This window comes from Ancylobacter sp. GW821-FHT10E12 (genome assembly GCF_058809335.1).
Map to the genome: position 1 here is coordinate 129,783 of NZ_JBXASN010000011.1, position 13,911 is coordinate 143,693.

Below are 13,911 nucleotides of genomic sequence, written 5' to 3' on the forward strand. Positions count from 1 at the left end.
GGACCGAATTCGGTCTATATTCGGTCTGTATCCGGTCCGAGACGCGAGGCTCGTCATGAAGCTTTCCGAACGCATCAAGCCGATCAGCTACCTCAAGGCCAATGCCGCCGAGGTGATCCAGAAGCTCGCCGAGCACCAGCAGCCCTTCATCATCACCGTGAACGGCGAGGCCAAGGCGGTGCTGCAGGACATCGACAGCTACGAGCAGATGCAGGAATCCATCGCGATGCTGAAGATCATCGCCATGGGCGAGGAGGATATCCGCGCTGGACGCGTCATGTCGGTTGAAGAGACCTTCCGGCGCATCCGTGAAGGTAAGGTCGATTGACCCTGATGCGCTACGACGTTCGCGTGACGATGGGCGCCGCACGCGACCTGGCTGAAATCCGCCTCTACCTGATTGGCGAGGGATCTGCCCAACTCTCGGTGCGCGTCCTGGCCGAACTGGAGCGACTGATCCTCAGCCTCGATCGGATGCCCAATCGTGGAAATCTTCTCAAGGAGATGACCCTGTTGGGACTGACGGGTTATCGCGAACTGCACTGGCAGAGCTATCGCATCGTCTACAAGGTCGAGGGCGCCATCGTGTCAGTGATCTGCGTGACCGACGGCCGCCGCGACATGCAGGGCTTCCTCGCCCGCCGCCTCGCGCCTTGAGCCCCGCCCCCCCGCGTCACGTCCCCCGCGACAGCTGGAACACCGCCTGCTCGCCGAGCAGGTTCCATACCGACCACGGCAGGTTGAACCGCACCTTCTGGCCGTAGCCGTTCAGCGCCGTGGCGTGGTCGATCTGCGCGCCGATCTCCTCCACCAGCGCCACGAAGTCGCGGATGGTGCAAAAATGGATGTTGGGCGTGTCGTACCAGCTATAGGGCAGGTTCTCGGTCGAGGGCATGCGGCCGTTCATCAGCAGGTCGAGCCGCATCCGCCAGAAGCCGAAATTCGGGAACGAGACGATGGCGCGCCGTCCCACCCGCAGCATCTGCTCCAGCACCCATTTCGGCCGCCGCGTCGCCTGGATGGTCTGGGACAGGATCACATAGTCGAAGGCGTCGTCGGGATAGTCGGCGAGGTCGATATCGGCGTCGCCCTGGATGATGGCGAGGCCGCGCGCCACCCCGGCATTCACCCCGGCGCGGGAGATCTCGATGCCGCGGGCGTCGCAGCCGCGGGTGGTGGCGAGCAGCTCCAGCAATTCGCCGTCGCCCGAGCCGATGTCGAGCACCCGCGAGCCGGGCGCCACCATGTCGGCGATGATCAGAAGGTCGACGCGCTTGCCGGAGGCGGCGCGGGCGGCCTCCTTCATGGTGAGGTCGTTGATGGCGATGTCGCGCGGGCTCATCAGCGCACCCCCAGCGTCCGGGCGGCGGAATCGAGGAAGCCGCGGGTGATGGCGGTCAGTTCCGGCTCGTCGAGCAGGAAGGCGTCGTGGCCCTTGTCGCTCTCGATCTCGGCGAAGGAGACCGAGGCGCCGGCGGCGTTCAGCGCGTGCACCACGGCGCGCGAATCCGCGGTCGGGAACAGCCAGTCCGAGGTGAAGGAGGCGAGGCAGAACCGTGTCCTCGTGCCCCTGAAGGCATTGGCGAGCACGCCGCCGAAATCGGCGGCGAGGTCGAAATAGTCCATTGCCCGCGTGACATAGAGATAGGAATTGGCGTCGAAGCGGTCGACGAAGGCCTCGCCCTGGTGGCGCAGATAGGATTCCACCTGGAAGTCGGCGTCGAAGGAGAAGGTGCGCCCGTCGCGGTCCTGCAGCCGCCGGCCGAATTTCCGGTGCAGCGAGCCGTCGGACATATAGGTGATATGCGCCGCCATGCGCGCCACCGCGAGGCCGCGGCGCGGGCTGGTGCCTTCCTCCAGATAGCGCCCGCCGCGCCAGTCGGGATCGGCCATCACCGCCTGGCGGCCGACCTCGTGAAAGGCGATGTTCTGGGCGGAGTGGCGCGCGGCGGCGGCCATCGGCATCGCCGCGACCACCCGCTCGGGATAGCTCACCGCCCATTGCAGCACCTGCATGCCGCCCATGGAGCCGCCGACCACCGCGAGCAGCCTGTCGATGCCGAGATGGTCGACCAGCATCGCCTGCGCCCGCACCATGTCGCGGATGGTCACCACCGGGAAGTCGAGCCCATAGGCCGCTCCGGTCGCCGGGTTGACCGACGAGGGGCCCGAGGTGCCGAGGCAGCCGCCGAGCACGTTGGAGGCGATGACGAAGAAACGGTCGGTGTCGATCGGCTTGCCGGGGCCGATCAGCGTGTCCCACCAGCCCGGCTTGCCGGTGACGGGATGGACATTGGCGGCGTGCTGGTCGCCGGAGAGCGCGTGGCAGATCAGGATGGCGTTGGCGCGGGCGGCGTCCAGCGTGCCATAGGTCTGGTAGGCGATCTGGAATCCGTTGAGCTCGACGCCGGCGTCGAGCATCAGCGGCTGGTCGGGCCCGAAGCGCACCAGCCGGGATTGCGGCGAATCGGCCTGCTCCCGCGCCAGCGCCTCATAGGCGCGGCTCGGTCCCACCGGGCGGCCATCGGCGACGCCACCGGTCTCGTTCAGGGGATGGACTGTGTCGCTCTGGGACATCTCAACCGTCTTACCGGACGAAAGGTTCTTTATACCGGACGATCGGATGATCCCACAGCACCGTCTTGTCAATAGAGATGGGATGCAGATTTCGTTTTGCACCGCTCGCGCGCGGGTCTAGGAGAACGGGCGATGACGACGCGCCAACCCCTACGCGAAAACATGCCCGACGACAGCGAAGATCGTGCGCCCGCCCGCGGCGATGCGGCCGCCAGCCTTGCGGTGCTGCGCGGCGAGATCGACCGCATCGACGCGGCGATGCACGCGCTTTTGATCGAGCGCGGCGAGATCATCGACCGGCTGGTCGAGGTGAAGCGGTCGCGCGCCACCGAGGGCGGCTCGGCCTTCCGCCCGGCGCGCGAGGCCTCGATGATGCGCCAGATCGTCGACCGGCATCGCGGCATTCTGCCGCTCGACACCGTCGAGGGCATCTGGCGCGTCATCATCTCCACCTTCACCTTCGTGCAGGCGCCCTATGCCGTGCATGCCGACCTTGCGTCCGGCGAGGCGGCGATGCGCGATGCCACCCGCTTTCATTTCGGCTTCACCGTGCCCTTCGTCGCCCATATCGGCGCCGGGGCGGTGGTGAGCGCGGTCGCCGGCTCCAAGGGCGATCTCGGCCTGGTCCCGGCCTTCGCCGCGCCCGGCGCCGGGCCGTGGTGGACCGGGCTCGAAGGCGAGAGCGCGCCGAAGATCATCGCCCGGCTGCCCTTCGTCGAGCGCGCCGATCATCCCGCCGGCCTGCCGGCCTTCTGCATCGCGCATCCGGTCACCGATGGCGCGGTCACCGAGGTCGAGACGTGGAGCATCCGCGTCGCCGGCTGGAACGCCGCCGCCGCCCGTGCGCTCGCCCCGCTCGCCGACGCGGTGGCGGTGCCCGATCGCGGGCTCGACGGCGCGGCGCTGCTGGTTTCCATTCCGTTCGCCGGTGAGGTCGGGCTCGACACCGTGCTCGCCGCGCTGCGTGCCTGCGGCGCCTCGGTGCGCTCGGCCGCCCTCGTCGGCTCGCACGCCGCCCGCTATACGCATGCGCCTGCGGACAAGCCCGCCACCTGAGGCCCATCCCCGTTCCTTCCCGTTCCCTGCCGGAGTTCGTGCCATGTCGACCGCCCCCCTCTCCGATCGCCCCGTCCCCCGTCCGGGCGTGCTGGCGATCGACGCCTATGTGCCCGGCAAGGCGCAGGCGGGCGGCGCCGTGAAGGTCTACAAGCTCTCGGCCAACGAGAACCCGCTCGGCGCCAGCGCGAAGGCGCGCGAGGCCTTCCACGCCGCCGATGCGCTGGAATTCTATCCCGACGGCTCGTCCACAAGGCTGCGCGAGGCCATCGGCACCGCCTATGGGCTCGATCCCGCGCGCCTCGTCTGCGGCACCGGCTCGGACGAATTGATCACCCTGCTGGCATTGGCCTATGCCGGGCCGGGCGACGAGGTGGTCTATTCGCAATATGGCTTCCTCGTGTACCGCATCGCCACGCTGGCCGCCGGCGCCACGCCGGTGGTCGCCCCCGAGCGCGACCTCACCACCGATGTCGACGCCCTGCTGGCGGCGGTCAACGAGAAGACCCGCATCGTCTTCCTCGCCAATCCGAACAACCCGACCGGCACCTACCTGCCGTTCGACGAGGTGCGCCGCCTGCAGCGCGCGCTGCCGCCGCACGTGCTGCTGGTGCTCGACGCCGCCTATGCCGAATATGTCCGGCGCAACGACTACGAATCCGGCATCGAGCTGGTGGCCACCAGCCGCAACGTCGCCATGCTGCGCACCTTCTCCAAGATCCACGGCCTCGCGGCGCTGCGGGTCGGCTGGATGTATGCGCCGGCCGAGGTGACCGATGCGGTGAACCGGGTGCGCGGCGCCTTCAACGTGAATGCCGCCGCCATCGCCGCCGCCACCGCGGCGATCGCCGACACCGCCCATGTCGAGGCCGCCGTCGCCCATAACGACCGGTGGGGCCCGTGGGTGGCCGCCGAGCTCACCGCGCTGGGGCTGACGGTGACGCCGAGCGTCGCCAATTTCGTGCTGGTGCATTTCCCGGATGCCGACGGCAAGCGCGCCCCGGATGCGGATGCCTTCCTCTCCGCGCGCGGGCTGATCCTGCGCCGCATGGACGCCTATGGCCTGCCCGGCGCGCTGCGCCTCACCATCGGCACCGAGGAGGCGAACCGCTTCCTGGTCGCCACGATCGCCGAGTTCCTCGGCGGCGACGTGAAGGAGGCCGGCCATGGTGCTTGATCCGCCGCTCGCCCGGCCGATGGTCGGCCGGCTCGCCGTCATCGGCCTCGGGCTGATCGGCTCCTCGATCCTGCGCGCCGCCGATGCGCGCCAGCTCGCCGCCGTCAGCGTCGCCTATGACGCCGCCCCCGAGGTGCGCGCCCGCGTCGCCGAACTCGGCATTGCCGACGAGGTGGCCTCGTCGCCGGCCGAGGCGGTGAAGGATGCCGACATCGTCATCCTCTGCGTGCCGGTCGGCGCCATGGCCGCGGTGGCGCAGGCCATCGCCCCGCATCTGAAGGCCGGCGCCATCGTCTCCGATGTCGGCTCGGTGAAGGGCGCGGTGCTGAACGCCCTGCGCACGCATCTGCCTTCGGGCGTGCACATCGTGCCGGCGCATCCGGTGGCGGGCACCGAATATTCTGGCCCGGATGCCGGCTTCGCCACGCTGTTCAAGAACCGCTGGTGCATCGTCACCCCGCCGGAAGGCGCGGACGAAGGCGCGGTGCAGGCGGTCACGGCGCTGTGGACGGCGCTTGGCGCCAATGTCGAGACCATGACCGCCGAGCACCACGACCTGGTGCTGGCGATCACCTCGCATGTGCCGCACCTGATCGCCTACAACATCGTCGGCACGGCGGCGGACCTGGAGAACGTCACCTCGTCCGAGGTGATCAAATATTCCGCCGGCGGCTTCCGCGACTTCACCCGCATCGCCGCCTCCGACCCGACCATGTGGCGCGACGTGTTCCTCAACAACCGCGAGGCGGTGATCGAGGTGCTCGGCCGCTTCACCGAGGACCTGATCGCCCTGCAGCGGGCGATCCGCTGGGAGCAGGGCGAGACGCTGTTCAACCTGTTCACCCGCACCCGCGCCATCCGCCGCTCGATCATCGATATCGGCCAGGAAACCGCCGCCCCGGATTTCGGTCGCGAGCGCGGGTGAGGCGCGGTCCCGGCCGGGTGCCCGGAACCGCTTGCCTCACATCGCCTCCGCCCGCGCATAGACGCGCAGCCGGTGCCCGTCCGGGTCGAGCGCGACGAAGCTGCGGCCGAAATCGAGGTCGGTCGGCGGCAGCGCGATGGGAACGCCCCTGGCGGCCCAGCTCTCATAGGCGGTGTCGACGGCGGCGGCGGTCGCCACCTTGAAGCCGATCTCGTTGCCGCCGGCGCGCAGGTGCGGCGTCGGCTTCACGCCGTCGCGCCGCCACAGGCCGAGCGCGAGGCCGGGCGCCAGCTCGATCAGCGCGAAGCCGTCGCTGGCCTCGATCGGCTGGCGCTCCAGCACGTCGCCATAGAAGCGGGCGCTGGCGCGGGGATCGTTCACATAGAGAAAAATATGGCTGGCATCGGTCATGGTCGGTCCCTCGGTTGATCGTTCGGGGAGCCTACGCGCGCCTGCTGCCAATTTCCGGCAGCATTATTCCATGCAGCGCGCCTCCTGGATCCGCTGCCACTGCTTCATCAGCACCGCGCGCCTTGTGGGATAGCGGGCGTCCAGCATCTCCGCCCCGGCGATCCGGTCGGTGCGGAAGCTGCGGAAATCCTGGCGCAGCTCGCACCAGCCGAGCAGCAGCCGCACCTGGTCGAAGAAGGCCAGCGCGAACGGCCACACCACCCGCTCGCTGGGCGCCCCGGCGGCGTCGCGATAGGCCAGCGCGAGCTTGCGCTCGGTGCGGATCGCCTTGCGCAGCAGCGCCGCATCGATCGTGTCGGCCGGGATCGCCGCGCCGGGAGCGACGAACAGCGAGGAGGCCTCCATCTCCTCCCGCAGGTCGGGCGGCAATACCGCGCCGATGCGGGCGAGCGCGCTGCCGGCGGCGGCGCTGAGCCGTCCGTCCGCCCGCTCGGCGACCCAGCGCGAGCCGAGCACCAGCGCCTCGATCTCCTCGGGCGAGAACATCAGGGGCGGCAGCAGGAATCCGGGCCGCAGCACATAGCCGATGCCGGGCTCGCCCTCGATGGTGGCCCCCTGCGCCTGTAGGCTGGCAATGTCGCGATAGAGCGTGCGGATGCTGACGCCGATCTCGCCTGCCAGCACCCTGCCGCTCACCGGCTGGCGATAGCGGCGCAGGGCGTGCAGCAGGTCGAGGAGGCGTTCGGAGCGCGACATGCGGGAATGATAGCAGGGCTGCTGCCGGATAGTGGCAGTAACGGTCATTCCCGTGGCAAAGCCGTCGTCTCCCCGGCCCGCGGGTCTTGGCTTGGGCGAGCCCCGCGCCTCTTCGGCTCCCCGCTATCAGCGCCACAAACGAAGAATGCCCGGCTCATCGCCGGGCATTCCGCATTGCTTAATTGCTGAGCCGGATTCGCATCCGCTCGACCGGGGCGAAAGCTCACCCCGTGGTCGGCATGACGAACTGGGCACCGGCGCGGATACCGGTCGGCCAGCGGGCGGTGGTGGTCTTCATCTTGGTGTAGAAGCCGACGCCTTCCATGCCGTAGACGTTGCGGTCGCCGAACACCGAGCGCTTCCAGCCGCCGAAGGAATGGAACGCCACCGGCACCGGGATCGGCACGTTGATGCCGATCATGCCGGCCTTGGCATCGCGGTCGAAGGAGCGGGCGGCGTCGCCGTCGCGGGTGAAGATGGCGGCGCCGTTGCCGTATTCGTGGTCGTTCACCAGCTTGAGCGCGTCCTCATAGGCGGGAACCCGCACCACCGAGAGCACCGGGCCGAAGATCTCCTCCTTGTAGATCTTCATGTCGGGGGTCACGTTGTCGAACAGGCAGCCGCCGAGGAAATAGCCGTCCTCATAGCCCTGCAGCTTCAGCCCGCGGCCGTCCACCACCAGCTCGGCGCCGGCGGCGACGCCGTCGTCGACGTAGCCGCGCACCTTGGCAAGGTGCTCTTTGGTGACGAGCGGACCCATCTCGCTGTCGGGGTCCATGCCGGGGCCGACCTTCAGCGCCTGCACCTTCGGCACCAGCTTCTCCATCAGCGCGTCGCCGACGCCGCCGACCGCCACCGCGACCGAGACCGCCATGCAGCGCTCGCCGGCCGAGCCGTAGCCGGCGCCCATCAGCGCGTCGACGGTCTTGTCGAGATCGGCGTCGGGCATCACCACGAGGTGGTTCTTGGCGCCGCACAGCGCCTGGGCGCGCTTACCCGATGCGCAGGCAGTGCGGTAGACATATTCGCCGATGGCGGTGGAGCCGACGAAGCTCACCGCGGCGATGTCCTTGTGGGTCAGCAGCGTGTCGACGGCTTCCTTGTCGCCCTGCACCACGTTGAACACGCCCTTGGGCAAGCCGGCCTCGGCCAGCAGCTCGGCCAGCATCAGCGAGGCGGACGGGTCCTTCTCCGAGGGCTTCAGCACGAAGGTGTTGCCGCAGGCCAGCGCCACCGGGAACATCCACATCGGCACCATGACCGGGAAGTTGAACGGGGTGATGCCGGCGACGACGCCGAGCGGGTGACGGGCCGAGAACACGTCGACGCCGCGCGCCACCTGCTCGGTGAAGTCGCCGCGCAGCAGATGCGGGATGCCGCAGGCGAACTCCACCACCTCGATGCCGCGGGTGACTTCGCCCTTGGCGTCCTCGAAGGTCTTGCCGTGCTCGCGGGTGATGGCGGCGGCCAGCGCGTCGATGTCGCGGTCGAGCAGCGACTTGAACTTGAACATGATGCGGGCGCGGGTCAGCGTCGGCGTGTCGGCCCAGGCCGGGAACGCCTTGGCGGCGGAGGCGACCGCCTCGTCCACCGTGGCGGCGGAGGCGAGCAGCACCTCGCCCGACTGCGCGCCGGTCGAGGGGTCGAATACCGGCGACGTGCGCCCCGCCGTCTCGACGCGCTTGCCGCCGATATAATGCCCGATCACTGCCATGGACGTATCCTCCCGTTGCCGTTGGTGGCTCGATGTTGTGCTTGCCTAAAGCGATCAACTCAACGACGATGTTTCCGCATCCGTTGTGCGCAATTTCGATAAGCCGACTCGCCGCTCATGGACTGGGATCATCTGCGCGTCTTCCTCGCCGTGGCGCGGGCCGGCCAGATGCTGGCCGCCGCCCGGCAATTGGGGCTCGACCATGCCACGGTTGGCCGGCGCATCGGCGCGCTGGAGGAGAGCCTCGGGACCAAGCTGATCGAGCGCCGCACCACCGGCAGCGCGCTCAGCCCGGCGGGGGAGCGGCTGCTGGCCCATGCCGAGCGCATCGAGACCGAGCTGCTGCAGGCGCAGTCGGCGCTCGGCAATGCCGATCTGGCGCTGAGCGGCACGGTGCGCATCGGCGCGCCGGACGGGTTCGGGGTGTATTTCCTGGCACCGCTGCTCGGCACGCTGGCGGAGCGCTTCCCCGGCTTGACCATCCAGCTCGCCCCCCTGCCGATGAGCTTCTCGCTGCCCAAGCGCGAGGTCGACATCGCCGTCACCTTGCAGCGCCCGCACGAGGGGCGGCTGATCGCCCGCAAGCTCACCGATTACAGCCTCGGAATCTACGCCTCGCGCGATTATCTCGCCCGCACCGGTCCCATCGTACACCTCACTGCACTGACCGGACACACGCTGGTCACCTATGTCGAGGACCTGCTCTACTCGCCGGCGCTCGACTATTTCGAGACGTTTCGATCGATCGAGGCGCGGCGCATCGAATGCGCCAGCGTGGTCGGGCAGATGGAGGCGGTGCGGGCCGGCGCCGGGGTCGGCATCCTGCACGACTATGCGGCGAGCCGGCATCCCGACCTGATCAAGCTATTGCCGGAACACGTGTTTCGGCGCGCCTACTGGCTGGTGACCCATGCCGACGTGCACGAGCTGCGCCGCATCCGCGAGGTCGAGGCCTTCATCGTCGAGGCGGTCCGGGCCGCCCGCGCCGGATTCGTGGTCGACAATTCCGGCGGGGGTTCTAGCTGAAGCGGTATTCGGTAACCTGCCGGTAGATCTCGCCCGGACGCAGCCAGGGGGAGGGGAAGCCGGGATGGTTCACCGCATCGGGGAAATTCTGCGCTTCGAGGCAGATTCCGGCGTGTTTTCCATGGGTTAGGCCATCGAGGCCCTTGTCGGTCGCGGCCAGCATCGAGGCGTCGTAAAGCTGCAATCCCGGCTCGGTGGTCCAGACTTCGAGAGTCCGGCCGCTCTGCGGGCTGGTGACTTTCGCGGCGAAGCGAAGCTCGCCAAGTGGTTGATCCAGAACGTAATTTATGTCGTAGGTGATGCCGGCATCGCCGAGGCGGCGGGGGCTATGCAGATCGTAGCCGGTGCCTTCGACCGGGGCGATCTCGCCGGTCGGCACCTTCAGCGCGTCGAGCGGGGTGTAGCTCGAGGCGGCGACCTCGACCACCAGATCATGCGAGGAGCGGCCGGGGTCGAGGGTGAAATAGGAATGGTGGGCGAGGTTGACCGGCGTCGTCGCGTCGGTGCGCGCCTCCATCTCCACCCGCAGCACGCCCGGCGCCAGTAGCCGGTAAGTACATGAAAGATCGAGGTTTCCCGGATAGCCTTCCTCGCCGTCCGGCGCGGTGCGGGCGAAGGTGACGGCATCCGCCGCCACGCTTTCCACCCGCCAGGGCCGATGCGAGAAGCCCCGCGTGCCGCCATGAAGATGGGTGACGCCGCGCTCGTTGCGGGCAAGCTCGTAATCCTTGCCATCGATTGCGAAGCGCCCGCCGCCGACGCGGTTGGCGATCCGGCCGCAGGTGGCGCCGAGATAGGAGGGGTTGGCGAGATAGCTGTCGAGGTCGGTGAAGCCGAGCACGCCGCGGTGCAGGGCGCCGTCCGGGCCCGGCACGACGAGGTCGCGCAGCGTCGCCCCCCAGCTGAGCACGCGGGCGCGGGCGCCGGAGGCACAGGCGAGGGTCACCTCGAACAGGTCCTCGCCGTCGAAGGAGCCGATCCGGGCCACGTTGTCGGGAGCGGTCATCGGTCGGTTTCCTCCTGCGCGCGGGTATGGGCCAGAAAGGCGACCAGCGAATCGGCGGCGCCCAATATGTGCTCGCGGGTGAGCCGTGCCGCCGTCTCGGCGTCGCGCGCGATGCAGGCATTGAGGATGCCTTCATGCTCGCTCCGCGCGCGCGCCATGCCGTCGGTCAATATCAGCTGGGCGCGGAGATAGCGGTCGACGCGGTCGAGAGCGGTCGAGATGGTCTGGAGATAATAGGGCCGGCCGGCCGGCTCGTAGAGGCTGTAGTGGAAGCGGCGGTTGAGATCGCCCCAGCGCGAGGAATCCGGCTCGGTCGCGAAGGCATGGGCGAATTGCTTGGCCTGCTCCAGCGATTCCGCCGACATGCGCTCCACCGAATAGCGCAGGATTTCCGGCTCCAGCAGGGCGCGGAACTCGAAGATCTCGTGGATCTCCTCGGTGGAGAGCGTGGTGACCACCGCGCCGCGATAGCGCTGGGTGGAGACGAGGCCCTGTTCCTCCAGCCGGGTCAGCGCCTCGCGCACCGGAATCCGGCTGACGTTGAACATGCGGGCGATGTGGTCCTGGCGCAGCACCTGGCCCTCGGAAATGTCGCCCTTGGCGATCGCCTCCCGCAGGGCATCGAAGATCACGTCGGAAGCCGACGCCATCTGCGCAATGTCCGTCGCGTTGACCTTCACCCTTCACCTCCCGCTGCGGCTGCCTTCGCTGTAACCGCTGGCGCGCAAGCGTGCAATCCATGCGTCCGCCGCCGGCGTCACGCCTGCCAAATGATGTCGCATACCTGCCTAAAAAAGGATATTGCAATTTGGATCCAAAAAATGGAAGCTCCCCCCGTCGCCGACCAGCGTCGGGAAAAAGGCGCCGGCGACCGATCGAAAGACCATCTTCCTTCCAGAAGGAGAGCCTTTATGGCCAAGGTTTCCGGTGTGCTTACCGCCGCCGCATTGATGCTTGCCGCGGTGCTGCCCGCCCATGCCGACAAGCTCGACGACATCATCGCTTCCGGCACGCTGCGCTGCGCCGTCGTGCTCGATTTCCCGCCCATGGGCTCGCGCGATGCCAGCAACAACCCGATCGGCTTCGACGTCGATTATTGCAACGACCTCGCCAAGGTGCTGGGCGTGAAGGCCGAGATCGTCGAGACCCCGTTCCCGGACCGCATCCCGGCGCTGGTCTCCGGCCGCGTCGATGTCGGCGTCGCCTCGACCTCCGACACGCTGGAGCGCGCCAAGACCGCCGGCTTCACCATTCCCTATTTCGCCTTCAAGATGGTGGTGCTGACCAAGGACGGCCTCGGCATCAAGGATTACGCCGATCTCAAGGGCAAGAAGACCGGCTCGGTCGCCGGCACCTTCGAGGCGCTGGCGCTGGAGAAGGACGTGAAGGCCTGGGGCGCCGGCACCAGCTTCCGCGGCTACCAGAACCAGGCCGACGTGTTCCTGGCGCTGGCCCAGGGCCAGATCGAGGCCACCGTCGTCACCTCCACCGTGGCCGCGGCCATCGTGAAGGAAGGCAAGTACAAGGGCCTGATGATGGGCGGCGACGCCCCCTACGACATCGACTATGTGGCGCTGATCGCGCTGCGCCAGGAGCAGGGCCTGATCAACTACCTGAACCTGTTCATCAACCAGCAGGTCCGCACCGGCCGCTACAAGGCGCTCTACGACAAGTGGATCGGCCTCGGCGAGGCGCCGAACCTCACCGTCCCCGGCGTCTATCGCTGAGCCGGCAAGCGCGCCGCCGCCGTCCCGTTGCGATGCCGGACAAGTCCGGCATCGCCCCGAAAGGCGGCACGATCGCCACATGACCCCTCTTCCCGGTGGCAGGGGGGCTCCGCTCCGGCCGCCGCGGCCGGTCCTCCGCACAGCCGGACGCGCACGCGATGAAATATACCTTTCATTGGCATCAGGCGTTCCAGGCGCTCCCGGACATGCTGTGGGGCGCGCTGGTGACGCTGGAAATCGCCGCGCTGTCCATGCTGCTGGGCGTGTTCTTCGCCGTCCTGCTGGCGCTCGGCAGCGGTTCGCACTACCGGGCGCTGCGCGGCGCCGCCTCGACCTGGGTGGAACTCGCCCGCAATACGCCGGCGCTGTTCCAGATCTACATGGCCTATTTCGGCCTCGGCTCGTTCGGCATCCACCTCGACAGTTTCCCGGCGCTGCTGGCGGGCATCACCTTCAACAATGCCGGCTATCTCGCCGAGACTTTTCGCGGCGGCCTCAGGGCGGTGCCGCCGACGCAGATGCGTGCCGCCCGCTCGCTGGGCATGGGTCCTATCCAGGCATTCCGGCTGATCGTGCTGCCGCAGATGTTCCGCGTCGTCTTCTACCCGATGACCAACCAGATGGTCTGGGCGATCCTGATGACCTCGCTCGGCGTGGTGGTCGGGCTCAACAACGACCTGACCGGGGTGACGCAGGACCTCAACGTCAGGTCGTTCCGCACCTTCGAGTTCTTCGCCCTGGCGGCGGTGATCTACTATCTGCTCGCCAAGCTCGTGACCCTGTCGGCCCGCCTGATGGCGTGGCGGCTGTTCCGCTACTGAGGGGAGGCGCACCGATGTTCTCCTCCCTCTTGGACGGCTCCCTGTTCGACACCTCCCTCCTCGACACCTCGTTCTCCTGGGGCGACCTCTGGTTCATGCTGAAGGGTGCCGGCGTCACCCTGGCGCTCACCGCCTGGGCGGTGGTGGGCGGCACGCTGCTCGGCACCGTCTTCGGCGTGGTGCGCGCGGTCTCCCCCTGGTGGGTCAACGTGCCGGTCGGCTTCGTGCTCGACATCTTCCGCTCGGTGCCGCTGCTGATCCAGCTGGTGCTGGCGAATTCCTTCAAGTCGATCATCGGCCTCAACTGGCCGCCCTTCACCGTCGGCTGCATCGTGCTGGCGCTTTATGTGTGCGCCTATTGCACCGAGATCGTGCGCGCCGGCTTCCTCGCCGTGCCGCTGCCGACCCGGCGGGCGGCCCGCTCGCTGGGGCTGAGCTGGCGGCAGGACCTGACCGCCATCGTGTTTCCCATCGCCCTGCGTGTCGCGCTGCCGAGCTGGATCGGCCTCACCCTCGGGGTGATGAAGGACAGCGCCATGGTCTGGTGGATCGGCGTCGTCGAATTGCTGCGCTCCTCGCAGGTGATCATCACCCGCATCCAGGAGCCGCTCTTCGTGCTGTCCATTGCCGGGCTGATCTATTTCCTGATGAGCTTTCCCGTCTCCCGCCTCGGGGCGCGGCTGGAAAAGCGCTGGCGCGAAAACGACTGAGAAGC

Annotated in this window: 16 protein-coding genes; 9 read left to right on the forward strand and 7 right to left on the reverse strand. The window is 68.3% G+C overall.

The annotated features are described in order from the left end of the window. Positions 1 to 55 precede the first annotated feature (55 nt). Together AC1RU4_RS16395 and AC1RU4_RS16400 are read left to right on the forward strand one after the other, a co-directional pair. A complete protein-coding gene (locus AC1RU4_RS16395) occupies positions 56 to 328 on the forward strand; it encodes a type II toxin-antitoxin system Phd/YefM family antitoxin (protein WP_492892180.1) in 273 nt (90 codons plus the stop codon). Between the two features lie 5 nt (positions 329 to 333). Next, the gene (locus AC1RU4_RS16400; protein WP_492892181.1) at positions 334 to 657 is read left to right on the forward strand and encodes a type II toxin-antitoxin system RelE/ParE family toxin; all 324 of its coding nucleotides are present in this window, start codon (positions 334 to 336) and stop codon (positions 655 to 657) included. A gap of 16 nt (positions 658 to 673) precedes the next feature. On the opposite strand, the gene metW is transcribed toward AC1RU4_RS16400, so the two are convergent. Both metW and metX read right to left on the reverse strand, forming a co-directional pair. Further along, the gene (gene metW, locus AC1RU4_RS16405) at positions 674 to 1,342 is read right to left on the reverse strand and encodes a methionine biosynthesis protein MetW (RefSeq protein ID WP_492892182.1); all 669 of its coding nucleotides are present in this window, start codon (positions 1,340 to 1,342) and stop codon (positions 674 to 676) included. Continuing rightward, entirely contained in the window at positions 1,342 to 2,577 is a 1,236-nt protein-coding gene (gene metX, locus AC1RU4_RS16410) for a homoserine O-acetyltransferase MetX (RefSeq protein ID WP_492892183.1), read from the reverse strand. The genes metW and metX overlap by 1 nt, the downstream gene beginning before the upstream one ends. Positions 2,578 to 2,739: 162 nt before the next feature. Here metX and AC1RU4_RS16415 point away from each other — a divergent pair, with 162 nt between their 5' ends. The 3 genes from AC1RU4_RS16415 to AC1RU4_RS16425 are packed head-to-tail and all read left to right on the forward strand — an operon-like array spanning position 2,740 to position 5,735. Beyond that, a complete protein-coding gene (locus tag AC1RU4_RS16415) occupies positions 2,740 to 3,633 on the forward strand; it encodes a chorismate mutase (RefSeq protein WP_492892238.1) in 894 nt (297 codons plus the stop codon). Positions 3,634 to 3,676: 43 nt separating this feature from the next. Then, entirely contained in the window at positions 3,677 to 4,810 is a 1,134-nt protein-coding gene (locus AC1RU4_RS16420) for a pyridoxal phosphate-dependent aminotransferase (RefSeq protein ID WP_492892184.1), read from the forward strand. Continuing rightward, positions 4,800 to 5,735, forward strand: coding sequence for a prephenate/arogenate dehydrogenase family protein (locus AC1RU4_RS16425; RefSeq protein WP_492892185.1), 936 nt, complete (start codon positions 4,800 to 4,802; stop codon positions 5,733 to 5,735). The genes AC1RU4_RS16420 and AC1RU4_RS16425 overlap by 11 nt, the downstream gene beginning before the upstream one ends. Positions 5,736 to 5,771: 36 nt before the next feature. Here AC1RU4_RS16425 and AC1RU4_RS16430 read toward each other — a convergent pair whose 3' ends face one another. From AC1RU4_RS16430 to AC1RU4_RS16440, 3 genes are all read right to left on the reverse strand, one after another. After that, positions 5,772 to 6,146, reverse strand: coding sequence for a VOC family protein (locus AC1RU4_RS16430; protein WP_492892186.1), 375 nt, complete (start codon positions 6,144 to 6,146; stop codon positions 5,772 to 5,774). A 63-nt stretch (positions 6,147 to 6,209) separates the two neighbouring features. Next, positions 6,210 to 6,902, reverse strand: coding sequence for a helix-turn-helix transcriptional regulator (locus tag AC1RU4_RS16435; protein WP_492892187.1), 693 nt, complete (start codon positions 6,900 to 6,902; stop codon positions 6,210 to 6,212). 223 nt (positions 6,903 to 7,125) lie between these two features. Continuing rightward, a complete protein-coding gene (locus AC1RU4_RS16440) occupies positions 7,126 to 8,616 on the reverse strand; it encodes a CoA-acylating methylmalonate-semialdehyde dehydrogenase (protein ID WP_492892188.1) in 1,491 nt (496 codons plus the stop codon). A gap of 117 nt (positions 8,617 to 8,733) precedes the next feature. Between AC1RU4_RS16440 and AC1RU4_RS16445 the strand changes: the two genes are divergently transcribed. After that, a complete protein-coding gene (locus AC1RU4_RS16445; RefSeq protein WP_492892189.1) occupies positions 8,734 to 9,642 on the forward strand; it encodes a LysR family transcriptional regulator in 909 nt (302 codons plus the stop codon). On the opposite strand, the gene AC1RU4_RS16450 is transcribed toward AC1RU4_RS16445, so the two are convergent. Both AC1RU4_RS16450 and AC1RU4_RS16455 read right to left on the reverse strand, forming a co-directional pair. Then, positions 9,635 to 10,648, reverse strand: coding sequence for an aldose epimerase family protein (locus AC1RU4_RS16450; RefSeq protein ID WP_492892190.1), 1,014 nt, complete (start codon positions 10,646 to 10,648; stop codon positions 9,635 to 9,637). The two genes, AC1RU4_RS16445 and AC1RU4_RS16450, sit on opposite strands and share 8 nt — an antisense overlap. Beyond that, positions 10,645 to 11,328: a GntR family transcriptional regulator gene (locus AC1RU4_RS16455; RefSeq protein ID WP_492892191.1), complete on the reverse strand. Its 684-nt coding sequence runs from the start codon at positions 11,326 to 11,328 to the stop codon at positions 10,645 to 10,647. Before AC1RU4_RS16455 ends, AC1RU4_RS16450 begins: the two co-directional genes overlap by 4 nt. A gap of 231 nt (positions 11,329 to 11,559) precedes the next feature. Between AC1RU4_RS16455 and AC1RU4_RS16460 the strand changes: the two genes are divergently transcribed. The 3 genes from AC1RU4_RS16460 (at position 11,560) to AC1RU4_RS16470 (ending at position 13,906) form a co-directional block, all read left to right on the forward strand. After that, positions 11,560 to 12,375: an ABC transporter substrate-binding protein gene (locus tag AC1RU4_RS16460; protein ID WP_492892192.1), complete on the forward strand. Its 816-nt coding sequence runs from the start codon at positions 11,560 to 11,562 to the stop codon at positions 12,373 to 12,375. 158 nt (positions 12,376 to 12,533) lie between these two features. Further along, positions 12,534 to 13,196, forward strand: coding sequence for an amino acid ABC transporter permease (locus AC1RU4_RS16465; protein WP_492892193.1), 663 nt, complete (start codon positions 12,534 to 12,536; stop codon positions 13,194 to 13,196). Between the two features lie 14 nt (positions 13,197 to 13,210). After that, entirely contained in the window at positions 13,211 to 13,906 is a 696-nt protein-coding gene (locus AC1RU4_RS16470) for an amino acid ABC transporter permease (protein WP_492892194.1), read from the forward strand. The last annotated feature ends 5 nt before the right edge of the window (positions 13,907 to 13,911 follow it).

What these genes read in the sequence shown, in the direction of transcription:
- AC1RU4_RS16450 (WP_492892190.1), bottom strand. Translation starts at nt 10,648, where the DNA reads ATGACCGCTCCCGACAACGTGGCCCGGATCGGCTCCTTCGACGGCGAG.
- AC1RU4_RS16470 (WP_492892194.1), top strand. Translation starts at nt 13,211, where the DNA reads ATGTTCTCCTCCCTCTTGGACGGCTCCCTGTTCGACACCTCCCTCCTC.
- metW (WP_492892182.1), bottom strand. Translation starts at nt 1,342, where the DNA reads ATGAGCCCGCGCGACATCGCCATCAACGACCTCACCATGAAGGAGGCC.
- AC1RU4_RS16445 (WP_492892189.1), top strand. Translation starts at nt 8,734, where the DNA reads ATGGACTGGGATCATCTGCGCGTCTTCCTCGCCGTGGCGCGGGCCGGC.
- AC1RU4_RS16435 (WP_492892187.1), bottom strand. Translation starts at nt 6,902, where the DNA reads ATGTCGCGCTCCGAACGCCTCCTCGACCTGCTGCACGCCCTGCGCCGC.
- AC1RU4_RS16420 (WP_492892184.1), top strand. Translation starts at nt 3,677, where the DNA reads ATGTCGACCGCCCCCCTCTCCGATCGCCCCGTCCCCCGTCCGGGCGTG.
- metX (WP_492892183.1), bottom strand. Translation starts at nt 2,577, where the DNA reads ATGTCCCAGAGCGACACAGTCCATCCCCTGAACGAGACCGGTGGCGTC.
- AC1RU4_RS16460 (WP_492892192.1), top strand. Translation starts at nt 11,560, where the DNA reads ATGGCCAAGGTTTCCGGTGTGCTTACCGCCGCCGCATTGATGCTTGCC.
- AC1RU4_RS16415 (WP_492892238.1), top strand. Translation starts at nt 2,740, where the DNA reads ATGCCCGACGACAGCGAAGATCGTGCGCCCGCCCGCGGCGATGCGGCC.
- AC1RU4_RS16425 (WP_492892185.1), top strand. Translation starts at nt 4,800, where the DNA reads ATGGTGCTTGATCCGCCGCTCGCCCGGCCGATGGTCGGCCGGCTCGCC.
- AC1RU4_RS16400 (WP_492892181.1), top strand. Translation starts at nt 334, where the DNA reads ATGCGCTACGACGTTCGCGTGACGATGGGCGCCGCACGCGACCTGGCT.
- AC1RU4_RS16465 (WP_492892193.1), top strand. Translation starts at nt 12,534, where the DNA reads ATGAAATATACCTTTCATTGGCATCAGGCGTTCCAGGCGCTCCCGGAC.
- AC1RU4_RS16430 (WP_492892186.1), bottom strand. Translation starts at nt 6,146, where the DNA reads ATGACCGATGCCAGCCATATTTTTCTCTATGTGAACGATCCCCGCGCC.
- AC1RU4_RS16440 (WP_492892188.1), bottom strand. Translation starts at nt 8,616, where the DNA reads ATGGCAGTGATCGGGCATTATATCGGCGGCAAGCGCGTCGAGACGGCG.
- AC1RU4_RS16395 (WP_492892180.1), top strand. Translation starts at nt 56, where the DNA reads ATGAAGCTTTCCGAACGCATCAAGCCGATCAGCTACCTCAAGGCCAAT.